General features: G+C 57.1%; 20 protein-coding genes. 3 read left to right on the top strand and 17 right to left on the bottom strand.

Going from position 1 to position 25,633, the window contains the following annotated elements; genetic code table 11:
• Positions 1 to 14 precede the first annotated feature (14 nt).
• The 10 genes from srlA to M495_RS17965 all read right to left on the bottom strand — a co-directional run bounded on the left by srlA (position 15) and on the right by M495_RS17965 (position 11,811).
• Complete coding sequence (gene srlA / locus M495_RS18010; protein ID WP_020828107.1) at positions 15 to 563, bottom strand: PTS glucitol/sorbitol transporter subunit IIC; 549 nt, start codon at positions 561 to 563, stop codon at positions 15 to 17.
• 265 nt (positions 564 to 828) lie between these two features.
• Complete coding sequence (fbaB, locus tag M495_RS18005) at positions 829 to 1,878, bottom strand: class I fructose-bisphosphate aldolase (RefSeq protein WP_012146277.1); 1,050 nt, start codon at positions 1,876 to 1,878, stop codon at positions 829 to 831.
• A 205-nt stretch (positions 1,879 to 2,083) separates the two neighbouring features.
• Positions 2,084 to 2,770, bottom strand: a complete 687-nt coding sequence (locus tag M495_RS18000; RefSeq protein WP_020828106.1) for a GntR family transcriptional regulator — start codon at positions 2,768 to 2,770, stop codon at positions 2,084 to 2,086.
• 151 nt (positions 2,771 to 2,921) lie between these two features.
• Positions 2,922 to 4,397, bottom strand: coding sequence for a mannitol dehydrogenase family protein (locus M495_RS17995; RefSeq protein ID WP_020828105.1), 1,476 nt, complete (start codon positions 4,395 to 4,397; stop codon positions 2,922 to 2,924).
• A gap of 54 nt (positions 4,398 to 4,451) precedes the next feature.
• Positions 4,452 to 5,741, bottom strand: a complete 1,290-nt coding sequence (locus tag M495_RS17990) for an MFS transporter (RefSeq protein WP_020828104.1) — start codon at positions 5,739 to 5,741, stop codon at positions 4,452 to 4,454.
• 353 nt (positions 5,742 to 6,094) lie between these two features.
• Positions 6,095 to 7,111 carry a Zn-dependent oxidoreductase gene (locus M495_RS17985; RefSeq protein ID WP_041415589.1) on the bottom strand — a complete coding sequence of 339 codons (1,017 nt, stop codon included), beginning with the start codon at positions 7,109 to 7,111 and terminating at the stop codon, positions 6,095 to 6,097.
• Between the two features lie 14 nt (positions 7,112 to 7,125).
• Entirely contained in the window at positions 7,126 to 8,340 is a 1,215-nt protein-coding gene (manD, locus tag M495_RS17980) for a D-mannonate dehydratase ManD (RefSeq protein ID WP_020828102.1), read from the bottom strand.
• Between the two features lie 212 nt (positions 8,341 to 8,552).
• Positions 8,553 to 9,470, bottom strand: a complete 918-nt coding sequence (gene yegS / locus M495_RS17975; protein WP_020828101.1) for a lipid kinase YegS — start codon at positions 9,468 to 9,470, stop codon at positions 8,553 to 8,555.
• 472 nt (positions 9,471 to 9,942) lie between these two features.
• The gene (gene trhP, locus M495_RS17970; protein WP_041414820.1) at positions 9,943 to 11,295 is read right to left on the bottom strand and encodes a prephenate-dependent tRNA uridine(34) hydroxylase TrhP; all 1,353 of its coding nucleotides are present in this window, start codon (positions 11,293 to 11,295) and stop codon (positions 9,943 to 9,945) included.
• A gap of 177 nt (positions 11,296 to 11,472) precedes the next feature.
• Complete coding sequence (locus M495_RS17965; RefSeq protein ID WP_020828098.1) at positions 11,473 to 11,811, bottom strand: YegP family protein; 339 nt, start codon at positions 11,809 to 11,811, stop codon at positions 11,473 to 11,475.
• Positions 11,812 to 12,162: 351 nt separating this feature from the next.
• Between M495_RS17965 and M495_RS17960 the strand changes: the two genes are divergently transcribed.
• Together M495_RS17960 and M495_RS17955 are read left to right on the top strand one after the other, a co-directional pair.
• Positions 12,163 to 12,426, top strand: a complete 264-nt coding sequence (locus tag M495_RS17960; RefSeq protein ID WP_020828097.1) for an antitoxin — start codon at positions 12,163 to 12,165, stop codon at positions 12,424 to 12,426.
• A gap of 2 nt (positions 12,427 to 12,428) precedes the next feature.
• Positions 12,429 to 12,815: a type II toxin-antitoxin system VapC family toxin gene (locus tag M495_RS17955; protein ID WP_020828096.1), complete on the top strand. Its 387-nt coding sequence runs from the start codon at positions 12,429 to 12,431 to the stop codon at positions 12,813 to 12,815.
• Between the two features lie 6 nt (positions 12,816 to 12,821).
• On the opposite strand, the gene baeR is transcribed toward M495_RS17955, so the two are convergent.
• The 6 genes from baeR to M495_RS17925 are packed head-to-tail and all read right to left on the bottom strand — an operon-like array spanning position 12,822 to position 23,804.
• Positions 12,822 to 13,538 carry an envelope stress response regulator BaeR gene (baeR, locus tag M495_RS17950; RefSeq protein ID WP_020828095.1) on the bottom strand — a complete coding sequence of 239 codons (717 nt, stop codon included), beginning with the start codon at positions 13,536 to 13,538 and terminating at the stop codon, positions 12,822 to 12,824.
• Positions 13,538 to 14,920: an envelope stress sensor histidine kinase BaeS gene (gene baeS / locus M495_RS17945; RefSeq protein ID WP_020828094.1), complete on the bottom strand. Its 1,383-nt coding sequence runs from the start codon at positions 14,918 to 14,920 to the stop codon at positions 13,538 to 13,540. The genes baeR and baeS overlap by 1 nt, the downstream gene beginning before the upstream one ends.
• Entirely contained in the window at positions 14,920 to 16,350 is a 1,431-nt protein-coding gene (mdtD, locus tag M495_RS17940) for an MFS transporter (protein ID WP_020828093.1), read from the bottom strand. The genes baeS and mdtD overlap by 1 nt, the downstream gene beginning before the upstream one ends.
• A 10-nt stretch (positions 16,351 to 16,360) precedes the next feature.
• Positions 16,361 to 19,441 carry a multidrug efflux RND transporter permease subunit MdtC gene (gene mdtC / locus M495_RS17935; RefSeq protein WP_020828092.1) on the bottom strand — a complete coding sequence of 1,027 codons (3,081 nt, stop codon included), beginning with the start codon at positions 19,439 to 19,441 and terminating at the stop codon, positions 16,361 to 16,363.
• Positions 19,438 to 22,557: an MdtB/MuxB family multidrug efflux RND transporter permease subunit gene (locus M495_RS17930; RefSeq protein WP_020828091.1), complete on the bottom strand. Its 3,120-nt coding sequence runs from the start codon at positions 22,555 to 22,557 to the stop codon at positions 19,438 to 19,440. The genes mdtC and M495_RS17930 overlap by 4 nt, the downstream gene beginning before the upstream one ends.
• The gene (locus tag M495_RS17925; protein WP_041415587.1) at positions 22,557 to 23,804 is read right to left on the bottom strand and encodes an MdtA/MuxA family multidrug efflux RND transporter periplasmic adaptor subunit; all 1,248 of its coding nucleotides are present in this window, start codon (positions 23,802 to 23,804) and stop codon (positions 22,557 to 22,559) included. Before M495_RS17925 ends, M495_RS17930 begins: the two co-directional genes overlap by 1 nt.
• Before the next feature lie 269 nt (positions 23,805 to 24,073).
• Here M495_RS17925 and M495_RS17920 point away from each other — a divergent pair, with 269 nt between their 5' ends.
• Positions 24,074 to 25,027: an aldo/keto reductase gene (locus M495_RS17920; protein WP_020828089.1), complete on the top strand. Its 954-nt coding sequence runs from the start codon at positions 24,074 to 24,076 to the stop codon at positions 25,025 to 25,027.
• 5 nt (positions 25,028 to 25,032) lie between these two features.
• On the opposite strand, the gene M495_RS17915 is transcribed toward M495_RS17920, so the two are convergent.
• Positions 25,033 to 25,557, bottom strand: a complete 525-nt coding sequence (locus M495_RS17915; protein ID WP_041414818.1) for an AAA family ATPase — start codon at positions 25,555 to 25,557, stop codon at positions 25,033 to 25,035.
• Between the last annotated feature and the right edge of the window lie 76 nt (positions 25,558 to 25,633).

Below are 25,633 nucleotides of genomic sequence, written 5' to 3'. Positions count from 1 at the left end.
CTGCACTCCACGAATTAAAGTTGCACCTGGCGATCCAGGCGGATCCCCATCTTGCGTTCGAACAGGCTGGTGGTGAGATCGGTGATCCAGCCGCGGAAAAAGTTGGTGAACAGCCCGACCAGAAAATAGCTCACCGCCAGCGGCCCCAGTGGCAGGCCGAGGGTGGTCAACCCGCTGGCAATGCCGAGATAAACGAAGAGTTCGCCGGGGTTGATATGTGGGAACAGACCGTTCATCGAGTGGCAACTGTAGGACGCTGCCGCGTAGTAGCTGGGTTTATATTTCTCGGGCATAAAGCGCCCGAGGCTGAGGGTCATCGGGTTGCAAAAAACAAAGGTGCCGATCAGCGGCAGCAGCAGATAACGAGAAACCGGGTTTCCCGCACAGCGCTGCGCCAAGCGTTCGATACGTTCCTGGCCTACAAATTTGATCAGCGCGTTCATAATGACCAACAGGCTGATTAACAAAGGTAAAATGCCCGTCACCATGCCGACAAACACTTCACCGCCTTTCTGAAACAGGCCGATAAACCATTCGGCTCCGTGGGTGATTAGCTCAATCATTATTATTCTCCTGTGATGGAAGGTATGGCCTGGAGCGAACGGCGGCTCTGTCGCCATGGGCCTTACACTAATCACTTTATGGATTCATTTGTTTTAAATAGATCACAATTCGAAAGATAAATATTTTATTGTGAAAGTTAATAATGAAAGAAAAATAAAATTAAGCGGCGGGGGGAACAGAAAAGGGGAGCGGGGATCGGCAGAAAAACGCGACAAAAAAGCCCGGCGAACCGGGCTGGAGAAACGAACTGGGTGTGGCTTGGGATCAGGCGATGGTGACTTTCTTGTCCAGGTAGGTGTCCTGAACGGCATTGATCAACGCCACGCCTTCTTTCATCGATTTCTTGAACGCCTTGCGCCCCAGAATCAGGCCCATGCCGCCCGCGCGTTTGTTGATGACCGCGGTGCGAACCGACTCCTGCAGGTCATTCTCACCAGCGGCACCGCCGGAGTTAATCAACCCGGCGCGGCCCATATAGCAGTTGGCCAGTTGGTAACGCACCAAATCGATCGGGTGGTCGGTAGTCAGCTTGCTGTAAACGCGGTCATCGGTATAACCGAATTTCACCGCGCGGTAGCCGCCGTTGTTTTCCGCCATTTTTTGCTTAACGATATCGGCGCCGATGGTGGCGGCAATGTGGTTGGCCTGGCCGGTGAGATCGGCACTGGAATGATAGTCCACGCCATCTTTGTTGAACGCCGGGTTGCGCAGATAGGCCCACAGCACGGTGACCATACCCAGCTCGTGCGCGCGCTCGAAGGCACTGGAAATTTCTTCAATCTGGCGGCGTGACTGCTCGGAACCAAAGTAAATGGTGGCGCCGACCGCAACCGCGCCCATGTTGAACGCTTGCTCGACGCTGGCGTACAGCGTCTGGTCGTATTGGGTCGGGTAGCTCAGGGTTTCGTTATGGTTCAGTTTGACCAGGAACGGAATTTTGTGCGCGTAGCGGCGCGAGACTGACGCCAGCACGCCATAAGTGGAGGCGACGCAGTTACAACCGGCCTCAATGGCCAGTTCGACGATATTTTTCGGATCAAAATACAGCGGGTTAGCGGCGAAAGACGCGCCGGCAGAATGCTCAATGCCCTGATCGACCGGCAGAATAGACAGGTAGCCGGTGCCGGCCAGGCGGCCATGGTTAAGCAGGCTTTGCATTGAACGCAACACGGTGTTGGGGCGGTTGTTATCGATCATTATCCGGTCAACAAAGTCGGCGCCCGGCAGGTAGAGATTTTCAGCAGGGATGGTAGTACAGCGGTGTTGCAACAGGTCTTCCGCTTCCTTTCCTAACAACTGTGCAATATCAGTCATGATTAACTCCCGATTTAGCTTCTTCATACACCGGCAACCTAAGGTATCTGACCACCGGCGTAGCAAAAAGCGGTGATTGAAGCTGATAGAACGATAGTAATGAAATCCTGACGGCAAGGAGAAACAATAGATGCGATTGAGAGGAATTGCCATTTGCGTGGCCAAATACGTGGGGACGATCGCCCCACGGAAGATTTGTGGCTGATTATTCGACTTCAAACCACTCGGTATTTTGCATAGAGATAGGGGTAATGGAGTAAATCATCTCTTGCAGGTGTTCATGAATGGCGCGCTCGGCGGCGTCGGCATCCTGTGCTTTCAGCGCTTCAAAAATGCGGTAATGCTGTTGGATCAGGCTTTCCGGCGGCGAAACCTCGCTCAGGCTGAGAAAGCGCACCCGATCCATGGTGGCCTTGATGGTTTCGATGGTTTCCCAGGCCAGCGGGCAGTCGGCAAACTGGGTTAGCAACTGGTGGAACTCGTCGTCCAGAGCCAAAAACTCACGGGTTTGCCGATTTTGCGCCGCCAACGTCTGGCGATGCAAATTATGCTCCAGCGTCATCAGCTGCTCCGCCGTGATCCGTTCTGCGACACGACGAACAATCGCGCATTCCACTGCCTGACGAATAAAGCGCCCGTCGGCTACCCGCTTGGCGGAAATCTTCATCACGAAAGTACCGCGCTGTGGCAGGATCTGCACCAGTCCCGCTTCCGCCAGCTTGATAAAGGCCTCGCGCACCGGCTGACGTGAAACGCAAAAGCGGGTGGAGATCTCTTTCTCAGACAACAAGGTGCCGGGGGGAATGGTGCAATCGACGATATCCTTACGCAGGAACCGATAGATTTGCTGATTGACCGGGAGGTTGTTGGTAAGGCTGTAGGTTTCAGACATGGTGAAGATCGGTAATCTGGCTGAGATTCGGGTGCCACCATACTAGCAGATTATTCTTTGATGGCGGGCGGATTAATCCACCCGCCAAATAGGATAACTCAGCGATGCTCTCCGTCGGCAGGAGGGACATGCGGGAGGTCTGCCAGTATCGTTATTCCGTGACGGGCAGCGCGGCAACGGTGGCTCGAGCCCCCTGCGCCAGCAGCGTAAGGTAGGCATCGGTCACCGCCTTGACGAACCGTAAGCTGTCCGGCAGATCGCGCCCAAACACCGTTTCAAGCTGCAGCAGCGCCAATACCCGTTCGGCGCCTTCGCGGCTGTTGCCGACCCGTTCGGCAAGACGTTCACGCAGGGGATCGTTGATTTCGATAATCTGACCCTGTTCGTCCTGGCCGCCGACGTAACGCATCCAGGCGGCAACCCCTAAAGCCAGGCAGCTAAAATCGCTGCCCTGTACCAGGTGCCAGCGGATGGCGTCCAGCAAACGCTGTGGCAGTTTTTGCGTGCCGTCCATGGCGATTTGTCCGGTGCGGTGTTTCAGCGCACCATTGCGATAGCGAGCCAACAGCGATTCGGCGTACTGCGTCAGATCCACACCGCTGACTTGCAGCGTCGGCACCTGTTCCGCCAACATCAGATGGCGCGCCGCACGCACAAAATGCGCATCCTGCATGCAGTCGCTGATATGCGCATAGCCGGCCAAATAGCCCAGATAAGCCAGAAAAGAGTGGCTGCCGTTGAGCATCCGCAGCTTCATTTCTTCATAAGGCAGCACGTCGTGGACCAGTTCGACGCCGACCTTTTCCCACGCCGGACGCCCCTGTGGGAAGTTATCTTCTATTACCCATTGGCTGAAGGGCTCGCAGGCGACAGCGACCGGATCGACGATACCACCCAGTAAACCTTCAATCTGCCGCAGCGTTTCCGTCGTCATCGCCGGAACAATGCGGTCGACCATGGTGGAGGGGAAGGCGACATGCTGTTGAACCCACGCCGCCAGTTCCGCATCCTGTCGCTGCGCCAGTTGGCAGAGCAGGTTGCGGGTCACCTGGCCATTGGCCGGCATGTTGTCGCAGGACATCACGGCGAATGCCGGCAGCCCACGCTCACGACGTAGCCGCAGCGCCGCCAGCAGCAAACCGGGGGCCGACTTTGGCCGCTGCGGGTGGGCAATATCATGCTGAATGTCCGGATGTTCAGCCAGCAACTGGCCACTGGCGGGATGATAACAGTAGCCTTTCTCGCTGATGGTCAGTGAAACGATAGCGACTTCCGGCTGCGCCATAGCTTCAAGTACGGCTTCCAGCCCGTCGACCTGCAGATGCAGCGCTTGCCTGATAATGCCGACAACCTGACCTCGCCAGGCGCTGTCGTCCATTTCGGCCACCGTATATAACAGGTCCTGACGTTGTATATCGGCGATTTTTTGCTGGCCGTTGTGCATGCTGATCACGCCGTAGCCCCAATCGCTGGCGTGATCCTTTGCCAGACGCTCGGCGTAAATCGCCTGATGAGCCCGGAAAAATGCGCCAAAACCGAGGTGTACGATTCGGGGTTTTAGCCGTTGGCGATCGTAGCCTGGAGCTGCAATTGCCGCCGGTAGCGCGGCGGTGCTGGAAAGCGTCATGTTGTCGTTCCTGAAGAAGGGGAAAGCGGGGCGACCTTGGCCGCCCCTGAAGCATTAAGATTTCGAGATTTGCGGCTGTACGGTGTTGCGCGGTGCCTTGATCACCAACAGCACCAGCACTGCACCGAGCGCAGCCACGCCGCCTGCCAACATAAAGGCGCTGTCGAACTTACCGGTGTTTTGCACAATGTAGCCGGTCACGATAGGGCCAATGATGCCGGAAACGCTGCCGACCAAATGGATAAAGCCGCTGGCACCGCCGACCCGGGACTTATGCACCACGTCCTGAATAATCGCCCAGTAAATGGCGCCGGTGATGTACAGGAAGAAGATCGACACCGACATCAGCACCACCGCCGGTACTACGCTGCTGACGGTACCCGCCAGGGCCACGCAGATGGCCGCCGCCAGCAGGCTGGTGACCAGCACGATCTTGCGCGACAGCAATAGCTTGCCGGTGATATTGAAAATCTTGTCGGAGATGTAGCCGCCGAGCGCCAGCCCGACAAAGCCGACAATCCACGGGATCATGGTGGTGAGGCTCATTTCCTTGATGTTCAGGTTATGCGCCTGAACCAGATAGGAAGGGAACCAGCTCAGGAAGAAGAACAGGATGTAGTTGTAGCAGAAGAAAGCGAACGCAGTGACCAGGATGATCGGCTGTTTCAGGTAGTAACCCAGCCCGTGTGCCGCGTTGCTCAGCTCTTCTTCCGCGCTGTGGGTTTCCTGTTTCATCCGGTTGACCAGCGCAAGTTCCTCATCGCTGACCCGTTTGCTTTTCGCCGGATTATCCGCCACCACGAAGAACCACACCAGCATCCAGACGATACCGATCGAGCAGATAATCATAAACGCCGGTCGCCAGCCGAACGCCAGTGCCAGATAGCCGACGATTGGCCCGGCGACGGCACCACCCAAAGGTGAACCGGCGCTGAGCAGCCCCATGGCGGTTGCGGCCTGTTTCTTCGGGAACCAGCCGTTGATCATCTTATTGGCCGAGGCGCAGATTGGCCCTTCCGCCATGCCGAACAGCACGCGCAGGATCAGCATGGAATAGAAACCGGTGGCTAATGCCGTCATGCCGCAGAAAATCGACCACAGGCCAACGGCGACACCGAGCACCAGCGTCGGGCCGAACTTGTCTACCGCCAGCCCGCCGACAAAGTTGAAAATGGCGTAACCGAAGAAGAAGCTGCCGAAGATGATGCCGAACTGTTCGGCATTCAACATCAGATCCTTCTCGATCATCGGCACGGTAATCGACAGCGCAACGCGGTCGAGGTAGTTGATCATGTAGACCATAAACAGCAGGAACACTATGGTCCAACGCAGGTTTTTAAACATAAAATCACTCCACTTGGTATAGGCTGTGTCCCGTCATTGTCCGTGGCGCCGTCGCAGACCCAAAGGCCCGTAATCAAGGCGGAGGGTGCTGGGCATAGTGGGCCTACGTTCAAGCCCGACAACACAGAGTACGGGTCTTTGGGGCGCGACCCGGAGGGCTGGGGCCATTCGAACGCGCGCGTGTATTGCATGCTGCTTATTTGGCCTGCCAAACCTCACAGCTCGCGCCTTGTTGCGCGTTCAAATGACCACCAGCGGCGTTCACGTACAGTGACGAGGCGCAGCCTGGCTTAATTGCGAAGCTTCATGGTTGAAGAGGGCGCTTCCTGCATCCCTCAGCCCTGGTAAATTCATCAGTCAAATTGCAGTAACACCTTGCAGCAGGTGCGCTGATCTTGTTCGAACATCAGCATCGCCTGCTCAACCTCGCTGGCCGACACGCAGTGGGTAATTAATCGTTGTGGATCGATTTTGCCGTTGGCCATCCAATCGATGACCTGCGGGAAGCGTCCGCTGTTTAGGCGTGAGGAGAAAATCGACAGCTCCTTGCTGGTGATGCTTTGCTGGGTCAGGGTGCAGGCCTCGCCGGAGAAGCCCATGATGCCGATACGCGCCGCCGGTGATGCCAGGTTAATCGCCTCCTGCAAAATGGCCGGATGGCAGGCGGCGTCGACGATCAGCGTCGGCTGGAGTCCGCGCCGCTCCAACTCGGCTTGCAGCGAGCCTTCAGCGTTATTGAAGGTCCAGTCGGCACCGTTTTCCTGCGCCATCACCAGGCGCTCACTGATGCGGTCGGTCACGATCACCTGCTTCACGCCGTAGACCCCTTTCAGCGTTTGGATCACCGTCAGCCCCATCGGCCCGGCGCCGTAGATCAGCGCGATGTCATCGGCAGTGGGTTGCAGGTGGGCGGTGATATTGGCGCCAATGGTGAAGGGTTCGACCATGGCGGCATGGCGATCGCTGATGCTGTCCGGGATGCGGTAGGCATTGCGCGCCGGGGCGCAGGCGTAGTCGCTGAATCCCCCGTCGCGGTGCACGCCAATTACCTGCAGCTCGGTGCAGACGTTAGGGCGGCCTATAGAGCAAGGGTAGCAATGCCCGCAGTTGACGACCGGATCGACAGCAACGCGTTCCCCGATGCGTTGTGGATCGACATCGCACCCCACTTGGTCAATGACGCCAAAAAACTCATGCCCGATGACGCGCGGGTAGCGAGCGAAAGGGTTATGGCCATGGTAGATATGCACATCTGAGCCGCAAATACCGGCGAACTTTATCTTCACCCGCACTTCGTTGGCTGCCGGTTGCGGCAAGGGGCGTTGCTGGATAACCAGTTGGCCTGGTTTTTCAATGACCACGCTGTGCATGGTGCGTTCTTCTTTTACCAGTTCCATAAGGTGCCATCCTCCAGGCGTGCGACCGGCAGATAAGCCGGTTCATAGGGATAACGGGCTGCCAGTTTTTCATCGAACTCGATACCCAGCCCTGGTTTGTTGCCCGGATGCATGTAGCCGTCGTTGAAGCTCCAACTGTGCGGGAATACTTCGAGCATCTGTTCGGAGTAGCCCATGTATTCTTGTACGCCGAAGTTAGGGACCCACAGATCAAAGTGCAGCGCCGCCGCCATGCAGATAGGGGATAAATCGGATGGCCCGTGTGAACCGGTACGTACCTGATACAGCGAGGCAAAGTCGGCGATACGGCGCATGCCGGTAATGCCGCCGGCGTGGGTCAGGGTGGTACGGATATAGTCGATCAGCTGTTCTTCGATCAGTTGCTTGCAGTCCCAAATACTGTTGAAGACTTCGCCGACGGCGATAGGGGTCACGGTATGCTGGCGGATCAAACGGAAGCATTCCTGATTTTCTGCCGGGGTCGGATCCTCCATCCAGAACAGGCGGTATTGTTCAATGCTTTTACCGAAACGGGCGGCTTCGATAGGGGTCAGCCGGTGGTGCATGTCGTGCAGCAGGTGTTCGTCGAAACCAAAACGGTTACGTACTGCTTCAAACAGCTTGGGGGTGAAATCGAGGTATTTTTCCGTTGACCACAGCTGTTCTTCCGGCCAGTTGCCTTTGGTGGCGGGTTCATAAGCCAGGCCTTTGCCTTTGGCCATGCCGTAGGTGGTTTTCATGCCAGGCACACCGCACTGGGCACGAATGGCTTTAAAGCCCAACTCTTTATGTTTGGCGTAGTCGTCGAGCACTTCGTCGATGGAATGGCCGGTGGTGTGGCAGTACACCATGACGCCGGTACGCGATGCGCCACCGAGCAATTGGTACAGCGGCATATTGGCGGCCTTGCCCTTGATGTCCCACAGCGCCATGTCTACGGCAGAGATGGCGGACATGGTGACAGGCCCGCGGCGCCAGTAGGCGCCTTTATAGAAGAACTGCCATATGTCTTCGATCTGATGGGCGTCCCGGCCGATCAACTGCGGACAGACATGATCTTTCAGATAGGACGCCACCGGTAGTTCACGGCCATTAAGCGTGGCGTCACCGATACCGGTAATGCCCTCGTCGGTAGTGATCTTCAGCGTGACAAAATTCCTGCCTGGGCAGGTCACAAACACCTCTGCGTTAACAATCTTCATAACGTCTTTATCCTGTTCCCACGGGTCATCATATTGGACGGAAAATACGTCATGAACTAACTACCATACAAGTATGATTTAAAGAATTTGCCGGAGAGGATCACATTTCGATGCGGAATAAAGTGCAGGCGACAGGCGGTAAATTATTTGGGAGAAAGAGGCTGATGCTATGACGAGTGGCGCTCAGCCTTGCCGGTGAGCGCCATAGAAGGTTATTCGGGGGTAGGGCCTTGACCCAGCAGCCCGCAGTTAGGCGGCAGGCGACATTCAATGGCATGCGGCAACACTTCAATGCGAAAATGCTTGCCCTTCAGGGGTTCACCGTCGAGGTTAAAGGTCATCTCGTGCGGGGCTTTGATCTCCAACCAGGGCAGTGCGGCGCTGATGACGTTTTTGTTTTCTTCGTCGTTAAACAGGCTGGCTACCAGCGCCGGCAGTAGTTCATCCGCGATCAACAGGCGCAGTTGCAGCAAGCCGTCGTTGATCAGCGCGTCCGGGCAGAGTTGCTGGCCACCTCCGGCCTGTTTGCCATTGCCGATGCCGATGACCAACGCATTACCTGCCCAGTGGAAATCCGGCCCGCGGATCTCGCAGCGGTCGGCCTTGAGCGTATCCATGCGCAACAAACCGTGGATAAAGTAGGACACGCCACCCAGCGCCGCCTTCAGCTTTTCTGGTGTTTCGGTGGTGATGCGTGTGCCGAATCCGCCGGTTGCCATATTGATGAAATAGCGTTCATCGTTCACTTTCGCCAGGTCTATCGGCACCGCGCGGCCTTTTACTGCCAACCGCAATGCCTGTTCCGGCATCAAAGGAATGTTGCAGGCCATGGCAAAGTCATTGGCGGTGCCCAGCGGCAGAATACCCAGTACCGGGCGCCCGGCCGCCGGCAAGGCCGTTAGCGCCGCAGCCACTTCGTTGATAGTGCCGTCACCACCGCCGGCAATCAGCGTTTTAACACCCAGTTGGCAGGCTTCCCGTGCGTAACGCGCTGCGTCACCCTGTTCCCAGGTTACGCGAACGTGCAGAGGCTGGCCTTCATCTCGCAACTTTTGTACGGCAAGGCGAACCTCGTCGTTGCCGGCGCCTTTGCCGTTAATGATAAGAAGCGCTGGTGCTGGTGAATGCATTCCGATATCTCCCGGCTGTAAACTATAGGGCAACGATAAACTACCCATCGGCGGCAGGCCATCAGAATATTCAGTTAATTCTGATTAATCCTGACCTGGCAGAGATTATTTCTGCAGGATTGACTTAAATTAAGATATATCCGTGGGCAAGTTAGTGGTTTTTGTTAATGCATTAATTAATCGTTGTAGCTTTATTTTTATATCGCCATGACAACAGGCCGTAATGAAAAATAGGCAAGTCAGTGAATTGAAAGCTAATGGATATATTAGATAGGATTATTTTACGACAGCAAAGAAAAAGCCAGTCCAAGGGAGATTGGACTGGCTAAGGAGGTGGTTCCTAGTATTGCTATGCAAATCTTTTTCGTTCTTAGTTTTAAGCAGCCTGATGTTAACCAAGCTGCGGAGTAATTGATGTGATCCAATTCTAATATTTGCTAAAAAATGCCATTAAAGGATCACTCCCTGCATTTTATGCCGCAGGAGTATTGGTATCCGGCAAATTTCGGATCAGCAACGCGTAATTGAGATCGATATCTTGCGGGATCGGCAAATAAACGATATGGCCGTTACCCGGCGCCACATCGATCGCTTCACCTTTCTTATTTTGCATGCTCTCCAGGGTAAACAAGACGTTACCTCCTGGGGTCATCATTTCTACGCTGTCGCCGAGCAGGAATTTGTTTTTCACATCAACTTCAGCCCAGCCGTCACGCCGTACCCCGGTGAATTCGCCGACAAACTGTTGGCGCTCAGACAGCGATGAACCGTAATCGTAGTTTTGCTGCGCTTCATGTACGTGACGGCGCAGGAAGCCTTCGGTGTAACCCCGATGTGCCAGGCCTTCGAGCGTGGTCAACAGAGTGGGATCGAAAGGCTTGCCGGCGACGGCGTCATCGATAGCGCGACGATAGACCTGCGCGGTACGCGCGCAGTAGTAGAAGGATTTGGTGCGGCCTTCAATCTTCAGCGAATGCACACCAAGTTGCGTCAGGCGCTCCACGTGCTGGATGGCGCGCAAATCCTTCGAGTTCATGATGTAAGTGCCGTGTTCATCCTCAAAGGCGCTCATGTATTCACCCGGTTTCTGCGCTTCGGACAGCATGAACACCTTGTCGGTGGGGGCCCCGATGCCCAGCGTCGGCTCGACGGTCTGCACCGGGATCGGTTCATGCATATGCACGATGTTGCCGGTCTCGTCTTCTTTACCTTCTTCCGCTTTGTACTGCCAGCGGCAGGCGTTGGTGCAGGTGCCCTGATTAGGATCGCGTTTGTTGATATAGCCGGACAGCAGGCAGCGGCCGGAGTAGGCCATGCACAGCGCACCGTGGACGAAGATTTCCAGTTCCATCTCCGGCACCTGGGTGCGGATTTCTGCGATCTCTTCCAGCGACAGTTCACGCGACAGGATCACCCGCGTCAGACCCATTTGCTGCCAGAATTTTACCGTCGCCCAGTTTACTGCGTTTGCCTGCACCGATAGGTGGATATCCATCTGCGGGAAGGCTTCACGTACCATCATGATCAGGCCGGGATCGGACATGATCAGCGCGTCCGGACCCATGTCGATCACGGGTTTAAGATCGCGCAGGAAGGTTTTCAGCTTGGCATTGTGCGGGGCGATATTCACTACCACGTAGAAGCGTTTTCCCAACGCATGGGCTTCGTTAATTCCCTGCGCCAGATTCTCGTGGTTGAATTCATTGTTACGTACCCGCAGGCTGTAACGCGGCTGGCCTGCATAAACCGCGTCGGCGCCATAGGCAAAGGCGTAACGCATGTTTTTCAGCGTGCCGGCTGGGGAGAGGAGTTCCGGTGTAAACATAATGAGTCTCGGTCTGATTTCAGGTCAGTACCACACCACCAAATGGCGCAGTAAAAGCGGGGAATTGTAGCCGCAGCGCGGCGAGAAATCAGCAGGTAACCGGATTTATTACAGGGAGATTGATCCTGGTCATAAGAAAAACGCGCGATGGCGGGCATCGCGCGCCTTACAGATGCATTAAGCGCTCAGATCGCGCACGTCGGTGGCTGGACCGTTTTTGATCACCGACTGAATACCGTTCTTTGCCGCAGTTTCAGAGCTGTACATCTCACTGACGCCGATCACCTGATGGTTTTTGGCTTTCAGCACGAAATAAGGCTGATTGCTGGTGCTGTGCTTGAGTTCGTATTGTGCTTCGTGGGGGGAATTGGTTTGCACCGAGGCAATGCCATTCTCCGCCGAGGCCTTGCTGGCGTACATCTCGCTGGCCAGAATGATTTCGCCATTGCTGGCTTTCAGGTTGAAGTGGTATTGCCCATTCTTTGCTTTTTTCAGCTCATAGTGACCGATTGCCATGGTTCTTCTCCTGTGGGTTCCGATTAGTGATGTAAGTGTAGCCAATGGCTTGAAATTGAGCGGCTAATAAACCGGACTTGAGAAGGGTAGCGCAAAAAAAACGCCATTTTTTTGCGCTGACAGGGAGTTTTGTGCAGCGGATACTGCTGTAGCACGGGAAGCTAACGGGGGATTGTCATGCCGAAAGTTTGCGCAGCCCGCCGCATTCTTGAGCCCGCAGTATTTCAACCGCAACCTGGGAAGGCTAGGGTGAGGCCGTTGCATTATTGCGGTCAAAAAATAAGCACCGCATATTGGCATCTCCCCTTAACAGGCATATGCTTAGGCCTATGCCTGTTAAGGGGGATGGAAATGGAAAGGGTCGCGAAACTGTTTAAAAACGGCAGAAATCAGGCGGTGAGGTTACCCGTGGAATTCGAATTTGATACAGATCGTGTGTATATCCGCCGCGATCGGGAGGGAAACGTGATTTTATCTAAATATCCGGCCAAACCTGACAGCTGGGCTCCGCTGCTGCAAATGATCGAAAAAACGCAGGTACCGCATGACTTTCTGGCGGCTGATGAACGTCAGCAGGGCAGTGCCACCCGCGATCCGTTCGCCGGGGAAGAGTAAGCATGTATATGTTTGACACCAATACGGTCAGCCAACTGTTCCGTCGGCATCCCCGCTTGCTGAGCCTAATGGAAAAAATCCCGCCTTCTGCGGTATGCATTTCCAGCATTACGCAGGCGGAACTGCTTTATGGCGTAGCCAAGCGGCAGAACCTTGCGCTGAAAGCGACGGTCGCGGCATTTCTTGATTCCGTGACGGTATATGCCTGGGACAGTGAAGCCGCGCATTGCTATGGCACGCTGCGGGCGGAAATGACGCAAAAGGGGCGGGTGATGGGGGCCCTGGATCAGCTTATTGCCGCCCACGCGCAGAGCCGCGGAGCGACAATAGTGACTAACGACCGGGCGTTTGCCATGGTGCCAGGCCTGACGGTAGAAGACTGGACCTAGGGCCGATTAAAGCCCGTTCACCAGGCGGCAAGGTTCGGACTCCCAGCGGTAACCGACGCCGTACACGGAGCGGATAAATGATTTCTCGCCGTCGATCAGCTCCAGTTTGCGCCGCAGGTTTTTGATGTGGCTGTCGATGGTACGGTCGGTCACCACCCGGTAGTCGTCATACAGATTATTCAGCAGCTGCTCGCGCGAGAACACGTTGCCCGGCTGGCTGGCCAGGGTTTTCAGCAGGCGAAACTCCGCCGGAGTGAGATCCAGCATCTGCCCCTGATAGCTGGCCTGAAAGCGCGGTTCGTCAATGTGAAGCTGCGTTTCTTCCTGCATATTGTCCAATGGGCGATAGCAGCGGCGCAAAATGGTTTTTACGCGCGCAACCACTTCACGCGGGCTGTAAGGTTTGCAGATATAATCGTCTGCACCGATCTCCAGCCCCAGCAGGCGGTCGATCTCTTCAATTTTTGCCGTCACCATCACCACCGGAATATCGGTGAAACGGCGCAGTTCTCGGCATACCGTTAACCCATCGCTGCCCGGCAGCATCAGATCCAACAGGATCAGCGCCGGCGAATGTTCATGTACCGCCGGGACCACCTCGCTGCCGTTGGTCAGCCAGCGCGTGGCATATCCCGCCGCTTGCAGGTAGTCCACCAGCAGTTGGCCGAGCTTGGGCTCATCTTCAACAATCATAATTTGCAACGGTTGATTCTGGGTTTCCATCATGACGCCTTATTCATTACCGGGGTGGCGAATTCTACTGTAATCCGCACGCCGCCCAAAGGCGAGTGCTGGGCGTAGATCGTCCCGTTGTGTGCTTCCACTATGTTTTGACAGATTGACAACCCCAGACCGGAGCCGCCACTGGCGCGGTTACGCGAACCTTCGGTACGGTAAAAACGTTCGAAAATGCGCGCCAACTGATCGTCATTGACGCCCGGTGCGCTATCCTGCCAGTAAATCAGCAGGCGGCCTGGCTGCGTCTGGGCGCCAATCTCCAGCTTGCCACCGGCGTCGGTGTAACGCAGGCTGTTTTCCAGCAGGTTGTTGAATAGTTGGTTAAGCCTGTCCGGGTCACCAAACAGCGGTGCCTGTTCTGGCAGTTGGGTCTCGATGTCCAACCCTTTGGCGTGAAAACGCTCGCGGAAGCTGGCAACCGCGATTTGCAGTAAATGCACGCAATCAACCTGCGATTTACGGTAGGCGAGCGCACCGAGATCGGATAACGACAGTTGATGCAGATCGTCCACCAGTTTGGTCAGGGTGGAGACTTCGGCCTGCAAGGATCCCAGCGAAGCAGCCGTAGGCTGACGTACGCCGTCCTGCAGCGCCTCCAGCTCACCGCGCAGCACCGCCAGCGGGGTACGCAACTCGTGCGAGACGTCGGCCATCACGGCGCGGCGCATCTGCTCATTTTTTTCCAATGAGGTAGCGAGCTGGTTGAAGTCATGCGCCAGCCGACCCAGTTCATCCTGGCTGCTGACGGCTACGCGGGTGCTGAAATCGCCAGCCGCCAGCCGGTGGGTACCGGCTACCAGCCGTTTGACCGGCGCCAGCAACCCGCGCGACATCAGCCAGGTGACCGCCGCTGCCAGCAGGGTGGACAGGGCGACAATCATCCAACTGGTGCGTCTTTGCTGCTGATCGAAACTGATGTCGGTATTACGTGTCAGCCTCTCTATGGGCGTCGTAATTACCCAGCCGACGATTTCATTGTTGTAGCGAATCGGATGACGCGGACCCTCCTTCGGTACCGGGCCGGAGTGCCCCACCAGCCGGTTGTACTGGCTGTCCACCACCCAAAACTGGGTGCGCCAGCCTTTGGGCGGCAAATTGTGGCTGCTGTCGCTGTTTTGTTCGAACGAACGCATGATCTGGTAAATCACCTGATCGTTATTACGCAGAAAAACCCAGTTACCGTGACGACTGTACTGTTCTTCCAATGCTTCGCTCAGCATGTTGATGCGCTGCTCGTTGCTGTTTTTGATGTAGTCGATAAAACCGCGCTCGAAGCTGATGCGAACGCCCCAATGCATGGTAATGAGCACCAACATGCAGGTGGCGAAAATGGCCATGAACAGCTTGCCGGTGATGCCTATTTTCATTATTGCAACCTCGTGGAGCCGGTCCCCGGCTCTTTGGTCAGCGTACGGTTGGGGGCGGTATCAGCCGGAACGCGGGCGAAGGCCAGCGCGGGCAGCGCGATGATCAACGCCATGCAACAGTAGCTGTAAATAAATGCGCTATGGATGGCCGGGCTGTCGGTAACCACCTGATGATGGGCAAAGCTGCCGATCAGAATACCGGCGATGCTGACGCCAAGGCTCATCGACAGCTGCATCACCATCGACAGCAGGCTGTTGCCGCTGCTGGCCAGCCGATCCGGCAGATCTTTCAGCGTCAGGGTGTTCATGGCCGAGAAGCGCAATGAGTTGACCATGCCCTGGAAGAACAGTACTACCGGCAGCAGCCAGATCCAGCCCAGCATCGCCACCAGCGGGAAACTCAGGCTGATCAACGCCAGCATCAGCGTGGCGGCAACCAGCACGTTACGGTAACCGAAGCGGTTAACCACCCGCACCACAATGCGTTTCATTCCCATGCTGCCGATAATCATCGGGATCATCATCAGCCCGGCGTGGAACGGGGAGAAGCCCATGCCGACCTGCATAAACAGCGGTGTCATAAAGGGCAACATGCCGCTGCCGATACGGCCCAGCAGGCTGGCCGTCAGCCCCACTTTATAGGTTTGGGTTTTGAATAACCGCAGTGAGAACAATGCGCGGCTGTTGCCATGCGCATGCCACCAGTAACCCGCCAGTGCCGCGATGCCGGCAACCACCAGCGCGGCGATGGCGGGAGAGGAGAGCCCCATCCCTTTGTGGCCGTCGAGCGCCAGCGTCAGCGTCGCCATGCCGATCGCCAGCATGATAAAGCCGCTGATGTCGAAGCGACGGGTCTGCATGCGGTAATTGGGCATCAGCAGCAACGTGGCGATGGCACCGGCGATCCCCACCGGGATATTGATCAGGAAAATCCAGTGCCAACTGGCGTACTGCACCAGAAAACCGCCCAACGCCGGCCCCATTAACGGGCCAATTTGGCCGGGCAGGGTGACGAAGGTCATCGCGGCCATATACTGTTCGCGCGGGACGATTTTCATCACCGTCAGGCGACCCACCGGTACCATCATGGCGCCGCCGATGCCCTGGATCACGCGCGAGGCGATCAGCTCATTCAGCGTCTCAGAACGGGCGCACAGAATGGACCCCAGAGTAAACAACACTATGGCGCTGAAGAACACCCGCTGCACCCCAAATCGATCCGCCAACCAGCCGCTGGCAGGCAGCATCACCGCCACCGTCAGCACATAGGAGACAATCACCGACTGCATGCGCAGCGGGTTCTCCCCCAGGCTGACGGCCATCGACGGCAGGGCGGTGTTGACGATAGTGGTGTCCAGCGTCTGCATAAAGAAGCCGAACGCCACGATCCAAAGTTGCCATTGTACGGAGGCGGTGTGTTTTATCAGCATCGGGTGGCCATTATTGGGGCAATGGATCCAGTTTCTTGCCGCGACGGAATTTCATCTGCAGCCGGTCAAAATACAGGTACACCACCGGGGTGGTGTACAGCGTCAACAGCTGGCTGACGATCAGGCCGCCGGCGATGGTGATGCCGAGCGGTTGGCGCAGCTCGGCGCCGTCGCCGTGGGTCAACACCAGCGGCAATGCGCCAAACAGCGCCGCCAGGGTGGTCATCATGATTGGCCTGAAGCGCAGCAGGCACGCCTGGAAAATGGCGTCATGTGCGCTGATGCCGCCATTGCGCTGCGCGTCGAGGGCAAAATCGACCATCATGATGGCGTTTTTCTTCACGATACCGATCAACAGCATAATGCCTATCAACGCTATCAGGCTGAACGGCGCACCGAACAGCTCCAGCGCCAGCAGGGCACCCACCCCGGCGGAAGGCAGGGTGGACAGAATGGTCAGCGGATGAATGTAACTTTCATAAAGAATGCCCAGCACGATATACACAGTAGCGATGGCGGCGGCGATCAGCAGCAACTGAGATTTCAGCGTTTCCTGGAACACCTGGGCGGTCCCGGCAAAAGCGCCGCGTACGGTGGAAGGCACGCCGAGCGCCGTCATGGTTCGCTCTACGGCGGAGGTGGCGTCCGACAGGCTGCCGCCATCCGGCAGGTTAAACGAAATAGTCGACGCGGCCGACAGGCCCTGATGATTGACCGACAACGGTGCATTGGCGGGCCGCCAACTGGCAAAGTAGGACAGCGGGATTGCCTTGTCGTCTTTGTTGATCACAAACATTTTGTCCAGTGAACTGACGTCCTGGGTGTATGGGGGGGCGACTTCCATCACCACTTTGTACTGATTGAGCGGTTGATAGATAGTCGAAATCTGACGTTGGCCAAAGGCGTTATTCAGCAGGTTGTTGGCATCGGAAACTGAAATACCCAAACGGGCCATGGTCTCGCGATCGTAAACCAGATCCATTTCTGAACCTTTGTCCTGTTGATCGGAGTTGACGTCTGCCAGCTCTGGCAGTGCAGCCAGCGCAATACGAATTTTCGGTTCCCATTCGCGTAGCGCGGCGAGATCGTCCGCCAACAGCGTGTACTGGTAACTGGCGTTAGCCTGCCGGCCGCCGACGCGGATATCCTGCACCGCCATCAGGAACAGACTGGCTCCTGGTTCTTTCGCTAACCGGGCACGCAGCCGGGCAATCACTTTCTGTGCATCGTCGCTGCGCACTGACAGCGGTTTTAACGAGATAAACATCGATCCGCTGTTGGTGCGTGAACCGCCGGTGAAACCGGTGACGTTTTCCACATCCGGATCTTCACGCACGATCTTCATGAAATCTTCCAGCTTAACGCGCATAGCCTGGAAGGAGATGCTCTGGTCTGCCTGGATAAAGCCCATCAGTCGGCCGGTGTCCTGCTCCGGGAAGAAGGTTTTCGGAATGCTGATATACAGCCAGACATTGAGCGCGATGGTGGCGAGAAATAGGGCCAATACCCAGCGTGAATGGCCAAGCACCCAGCTCAGCGAGCGTCCATAGCCTTTTTGCAGCGCCAGCAGCATTTTACCGAAACCACGAATGCGCCGCTGCGCTCGCGGCGGCTGGTGACGCAGCAGGTAGGCGCACATCATCGGCGTCAGCGTCAGAGAGATAATCAACGACAGCCCGATCGAGACTGACAGAGTGACGGCAAACTCGCGGAACAGCCTGCCGGGCAGGCCTTCCATCAGCAGCAGCGGGATAAATACCGCCACCAGCGACACGCTCATCGACAGCACGGTAAAGCCGACCTCCCGAACCCCCTGCAACGCGGCGTTGAGCGGTTTCATGCCGGCTTCGACGTGGCGCGAAATATTTTCCAGCACCACGATGGCATCATCGACCACAAAGCCGGTGGCGATGGTCAGCGCCATCAGCGACAGGTTATTCAGGCTGAAGCCGCACAGGTACATCGCGGCAAAAGAGCCGATCAGCGACACCGGTACTGCCACCGCCGGGATCAGCGTCGCGCGCCCGGACCGCAGGAAGATGAACACCACCAATATCACCAGCCCAATGGCGATCACCAGCGACTGTTCCACTTCCGCCAGCGAGGCGCGGATGGTTGGCGAGCGGTCCTGCGCGATATTCAATTGAATGGACGCCGGGATGTTGTCTTGCAAGGCGGGCAATTCGGCGCGAATGCGATCGACGGTTTCGATGATGTTGGCGTCCGGTGCCCGGCTGATGGCCAGAATAATCGCCGGTTTGGCGTTGGTCATCCCGGCGTTGCGTACGTCCTGTACCGAGTCTTTGATCTCGGCCACGTCGCTCAGGCGTACCGCCGCGCCGTTGTTGTAGTGGATAATCAGCGGGCGGTAAGCCTCGGCGGTTTTCAATTCATCGTTGGCCTGAATCTGCCAGCGCTGCTGCTGATTGTCTACCGAACCCTGCGGTCTGCGTACGTTGGCATCATTGATGGTTTGGCGCACCGCATCGAGCGATATCCCCTGATTGAACAGCGCGCTTGGGTTAAGTTCGACACGTACCGCAGGCAGCGAACTGCCGCCCACCGAGACGTCGCCCACCCCTTCGGTCTGGGCGATTTTTTGCGCCAGCTGAGTCGAGGCGAAGTCGTAAAGCTGGCCCTGGCTGTAGGTGTCGGAGGTCAGCGTCAGGATCATGATTGGCGCGTCTGACGGATTGACCTTACGGTAGCTCGGGCGGCTCGGCATACCGGTGGGCAACAGGCTTTGCGCCGCGTTGATCGCCGCCTGCACGTCACGGGCCGCGCCGTTGATATCACGGTCGAGATCGAACTGCAAAATGACCCGGGTGCTGCCGAGTGAACTCATCGAGGTCATTTCATTGACCCCGGCTATCCGGCCCAGAGCGCGTTCCAGCGGTGTAGCTACCGACGAGGCCATGGTTTCCGGATCGGCCCCCGGCAACGAAGCGCTGATCGAAATCACCGGATAGTCGACCTGTGGCAGCGGCGATACTGGCAACAGGCTAAAACCAATCACACCGCTGATGGCAATTGCCAACGTCAGCAGCGTGGTGGCCACCGGTCGGTAGATGAACAGGGCGAAGAATTTCACGGCAGCTCCTGCACATCCGGCTGCCGGCGAGTGTTACGCGCCAGCTTGTCAAACAGCAGGTAGATCACCGGAGTGGTGAACAGCGTCAGGATCTGGCTCATTACCAGCCCGCCGACCATGCAAACCCCGAGCGGGTGTCGCAGTTCCGCGCCGACGCCGGTGCTGAGCATCAGCGGCAGTGCCCCCAGCAACGCCGCCAGCGTGGTCATCAGTATCGGCCGGAAACGCAGCAGGCAGGCCTGATAAATCGCATCGTACGGCGTCATACCTTGCTCACGTTCGGCGGCCAGCGCGAAGTCGATCATCATGATGGCGTTTTTCTTCACGATGCCGATCAGCAAGATGATGCCGATGATGGCGATCACATCCAGTTCGCTGCCGGCCATCATCAGTGCCAGCAAGGCACCGACCCCGGCGGTGGGCAAGGTAGAAAGAATGGTAACCGGATGAATAAAGCTCTCATACAGCACGCCCAGCACGATATACATCGCTACCACCGCCGCCAGGATCAGCCACAGGGTCCCCCCCAACGCCGCCTGGAACGCCAGCGTCGCGCCCTGGAACTGGGTGGTGATATCTTTCGGCATATCGAGGTTTTTTTCCGCCAGAGTGATGGCGTCGACCGCTTCCCCAAGCGAATAATTGCCGGCCACGTTAAAGGAGATGGTGGCCGCCGGGAACTGATCGAGATGATTGACCGATAGCGGCCCGAAGCGCTCTTCAATTTTGGCAATGGTGTTCAGCGGCACGATGGTGCCGTTGCTGCTGGTCAGGCGGATTTCACTCAGCGCCGCCAATCCTGGCGTGGTGCTGACGTCATGTTCCAGCACCACCCGGTACTGATTGGCCTGGGTGTAAATGGTGGAGATCAACCGCTGGCCGAAAGCGTTGTACAGGGCGTTATCCACGTCACTCATGCTGATACCGAGGCGGGAAGCCGAATCGCGATCGACGTTCACGTAGGCCACCAGTCCTTGATCCTGCCAGTTACTGGTGACGTCCGCCAACTGCGGTGCCTGTTTCAATTCCGCCATCAGCTGCGGTACCCACAGGCTGAGCTCGTCCAGCGACATGGCCTGCAGGGTAAACTGGTACTGGGTGCGGCTGACCTGGGTGTCGATGGTCAGATCCTGCACCGGTTGCAGATACAGCTTCACGCCAGGAAACTGTGCGCTCAACTGCTGCAGACGAGTGATGATGGCCGGAATACGGTCGCTGCGTTCGCTCAAGGGTTTGAGGTTGATTTGCAACCGGCCGCTGTTGAGCGTGGCGTTGCTGCCATCGACGCCAACAAACGACGTCAGGCTCTCCACCGCCGGATCCTTGAGGATTTCTGCCGCCACCTGCTGTTGGCGCTCGGCCATATTACTGAACGACACCGACTGCGGCGCCTCCAGCGTGCCCTGAATAATGCCGTTGTCCTGTACCGGGAAGAATCCTTTCGGGATCAGCAGGTAAAGCAAGACGGTGAGCACCAGCGTGCTGAACGCCACGCCTAGCGTCAACCAGGGATGATTCAGCACGGTTTTCAGCCATTTGCCGTAGCGGGCGATGACCCGGTCAAAGAAGCGTTCAGAAGCGGCGGAAAAACGGTTCTGCTTGCGCAGGGATTCGTGGCTCAGCATGCGTGCGCACATCATCGGCGTCAGCGTCAGCGAAACCACCGCCGAAATCAAAATTGCCACCGCCAGCGTCACGGCAAATTCACGGAACAACCTGCCAACGATATCGCCCATAAACAGCAAGGGGATCAGCACGGCTACCAGCGAGAAGGTCAGTGAAATAATGGTGAAGCCGATTTCGCCGGCGCCTTTTAAGGCGGCGTCGAGCGGTTTCTCGCCCTTTTCGATATAGCGTGAAATGTTCTCGATCACCACGATGGCGTCATCGACCACAAAACCGGTGGCGATGGTTAGCGCCATCAGCGTCAGGTTATTGATCGAAAAGTCCAAAAAGTACATGGCGGCGAAGGTACCGATCAACGACAGCGGTACAGCGACGCTGGGAATAATAGTGGCCGGGACATTGCGCAAGAACACGTAAATCACCATCACCACCAACGCTACCGCCAAGAGCAGCTCGAACTGCACGTCGCTGACCGAGGCGCGAATGGTGGTGGTTCGATCGGTCAGCACCTTGACGTCGACCGACTTGGGCAGGCTTTTAATCAACTGAGGCAGCATCTCGCGGATGCTGTCGGCGGTGGTGATGACGTTTACGCCTGGCTGGCGCTGAATATTGAGCACGATGGCCGGCTGCTTATTGGCCCAGGCCGCCAGCCGGGTATTTTCCGCGCCTTGTTCGATGGTGGCGATATCCTGCAGGCGGATAGCCGCACCGTTCTGGTAAGCGACAATCAGCTGACGATAGTCGTCGGCTGATTTCATTTGGTCATTGGCCGAAAGGGTGACCGAACGCGTCGGGCCGTCCAGGCTACCTTTGGCAGAGTTGACGTTGGCGTTGCTGATGGCGGTGCGGATGGTTTCGCTGTCCAGACCGTAGGCGGCAACGGCCGCCGCATTGAGCTTCACGCGGACCGCTGGCCGTTGGCCACCGGAAATGGTCACCAGTCCGACGCCGGTGACCTGCGATATTTTCTGCGCGACACGGGTTTCCACCATGTCTTCCACCTGGGTCATCGGCATGGCGCTGGAGGTCACGGCCAGCGTCAGGATCGGTGGATCAGCCGGGTTAACCTTGCTGTAAATCGGCGGGTAGGGCAGATCGTTCGGTAACAAGTTGGTGGCGGAGTTGATTGCCGCCTGCACTTCCTGTTCGGCGACGTCGAGCGGCAGCTCAAGCTGGAATTGCAAGGTGACGACCGAGGCGCCACCGGAACTTTGCGATGCCATCTGCTTGAGGCCGGACATCTGGCCAAACTGACGCTCCAGCGGGGCCGTGATCGCCGAGGTGACCACGTCCGGGCTGGCTCCGGGATACAGCGTGACCACCTGAATGGTCGGATAGTCGACCTCCGGCAGGGCGGACACCGGCAGAGCGCGATAACCGATGATCCCCGCCAGCAGGATCGCCAGCATCAACAGCGTGGTGGCAACCGGCCGCAGTATAAACAGGCGGGATGGACCGCCGCCGGCGTTAGGTGGCATCACCTGCATCAGGATTTCCCCTGGGTGCGAGGTGAGTGGATTGGTTTGCCGGCCGCAGAAGCCGCCTGCGGCGTGACCACCTCAACCTGCATGCCTTCGGTCAGGCGATCTATGCCGTCGGTCACCACCCGGTCACCGGCGTTCAGCCCGGCGTTAATCACCACTTTTTGGCTGTCCTGCACGCCGGTGGTCACCAAATGTTTACTGACCTTGTTATCTTCGCTCAGGGTCCAGACGAAGTTGCCTTCGTTGCCCATCTGCAAGGCCGCCGTAGGGATAACGATCGCATCCAGCAGCGTTGCCACTTTCAGGCGTGCATTAACAAATTGGTTGGGGAACAGCGCGTCGTCCTCGTTGGTGAAGCGCGCTTTCAGTTTGATGGTGCCGGTGGTGGTGTCGATCTGGTTATCCAGGCTCAGCAGTGAACCGGTCGACAGCAGATTTTGGTTGGTGCGATCCCAGGCTTCGACGCTGACCGGGCCGGCTTTTTGCGCTTTGATCAAATCGCTGATAGTAGCCTCAGGCAGGGTAAATACCACATCGATAGGGTGAGTTTGGGTGATCACTACAATGCCGGTGGTGCTGCCGCTGGTGATGTAATTACCGACGTCCACCAGCTTCAGACCGACACGACCGTCAATTGGTGCGGTGATACGGCTGTAGGTGATTTGCAGCTTGGCGCTGTCGACGGAGCCCTGATCGGCTTTGATTGCGCCTTCGGTCTGTTGCACCAGCGACAGCTGAGTGTCCAGATCCTGCCGCGACACCAGATTGGTTTTGGCCAGTTGCTGATAACGTGCCAGATCGCGCCGGGCATTGGCGAGGGTGGCCTGATCTTTGGCCAGTTGTCCCTGCGCTTGAGCCAGCTGTACCTGGAACGGACGCGGGTCAATTTCAACCAGCAAATCGCCGGCTTTGACCTGTTGCCCTTCGGTGAAGTGGATCGCCATCAGTTGGCCATCGACCCGGCTGGTGACGGTCACTGTGTTAGCGGCGGTAGCCGTGCCCAGCCCGGAAAGGTAACGCGGCACCGTTTGCTGTGTGGCGGTCGCAGCCTGTACCGGTGACATTGGCGCTCCCCGTCGTCCTGCGCCTGCCGCCGCTTTGCCCCCACCGGCGTGACGCGCCCCAGGGGCAGCATTGTCGGCCGGCTGCGGAGCGCTGAAGTGACGCCAAATCAGCACGGCGGCAATAGCCACAATAACCACCACCAACAGGCGCAGTAACAGTGAACGACGTGGGTTTTTTGCATTCATGGTGGCGAAAATCTCTCCAAAAGGCAGGCGTGCGGGCACTCATTGCCAAAAAAGTTACACTCCTTACAGAATACTAGTTTAGCGAGGAAAGACGGCATAAAAATGAAGGAAATATGGAGGAACCGTCAGCATTGTCCGAATAAGTTGTAGATTTGATCATGCTATGTTTATAAGCGTTGCCATCCGGCTTATAGCGAATGCGTTTTAGCGGATTTCCTGCTTTCGCGCTAATAATTATCCTGCGAATCATCAACTCTATGGAGCATGCAATGAGTCATAAAGAACTGGGCCGTTCGGGCATCAAAGTGCCGGCATTGACCTTCGGCGGTAACGTGTTTGGCTGGACGGCGGATCGCGAAACTTCATTCAGCCTGTTGGATGCGCTGGTGGAAAATCAGCTCAACTTTATCGATACCGCCGACGTGTACTCGAGCTGGGTGCCGGGCAATCAGGGCGGTGAATCGGAAACCACCCTCGGCCAGTGGCTAAAAAAGAGCGGCAAGCGTGACCAGGTGATCATCGCTACCAAAGTCGGCAAGCCGATGGGCGAGGGTAAGCAGGGGCTGTCACCACGCTATATCCAGCAGGCGGTAGAGGATTCACTGCGGCGTTTGCAGACCGATTATATCGACCTTTATCAATCGCACGACGACGACCGGGACACGCCGTTGGCGGAAACCCTGGCGGCGTTCGACGGCTTGATCAAGGCCGGTAAGGTGCGGGCGATAGGCGCTTCCAACTATCAGGCCGATCGTCTGGAGGAGGCATTGAAAGTCAGTGAAGAGAATGGGTTGGCGCGCTATGAGACCCTGCAACCGGAGTACAATCTTTATGCGCGTGAGGAGTATGAACGCAGCCTGGCGCCGGTGGTGCAGCGCCATGGATTGGGCGTGATTAACTTCTTCTCGCTGGCCAGCGGTTTCCTGACCGGCAAATACCGCAGTGAAAAAGATATCGGCAAGAGCCAACGTGGTGACACCATCGTTGAGCGCTACCTTAATCCACGCGGTTTCAAGATTTTGGCTGCGCTGGATCGGGTTGCGGAAAAACACCACACCTCGCCAACGCAGGTTTCACTGGCCTGGCTGATAGCGCGGCCGGACATCACCGCGCCGATCGTCAGCGCCACGTCGCTAAAGCAGTTGGATGAGCTGATCAGCGCTACCCGGCTGCGACTGGATGCCGAGGATATCCGCATCCTGAACGACGCCAGCGCCTGGTGACCTGCTCAGTTGCCGACGGCGTTAATCAAGGACAGCAACTGAGCCACGCTGGCTTCCACTGGCTGGCCTGCGGTATCAATACGGGCCACCGGGGTATGCCAGGGTAGGTAATCGTGGCGGGTGACGCTGTGCCAGTTAGGGAGCCGCAGTCCGGCAACGTCCCCGTCGCGGGTTTCAACCCTGCGACGGTGCTCGGCACTGTCTGAGCAAACCACCTCAAAATCTATGCAGGCTACACCAGCCCGTTGTGCGACGTTATGCCAGGCTTCGCGAGTGACCGGCAACGGGTTGACCGAGTCGGCAATCACCCTGTGGCCCAGACGCAGGTTGTCTTCGGCAACGCCATAAGCGGCAAAATACCCGGCGGGGCCGACGTCATCGGCCAGGGAGCCACTGTTACGGATAGCTTGTTCAAGGGTATCGATACGGAGATGCATTGCCGGTAATGCGCGAGCCAGCGCCCGTGCGAGCGTGGTTTTACCGCTGCCTGGCAGCCCGGAAAGAACGATCAGCATTGTTGTTCCTGCCATGATTATGGTTCCAGCCGATACAGTACCTGATTTCGCAGCGAATGGCTTGGCGGCGGGGCGCGGCATTGAGCTACCG

It is taken from the genome of Serratia liquefaciens ATCC 27592, assembly GCF_000422085.1.
Lineage (GTDB): Bacteria > Pseudomonadota > Gammaproteobacteria > Enterobacterales > Enterobacteriaceae > Serratia > Serratia liquefaciens.
This window is presented reverse-complemented; position numbering and strand designations above follow the sequence as displayed.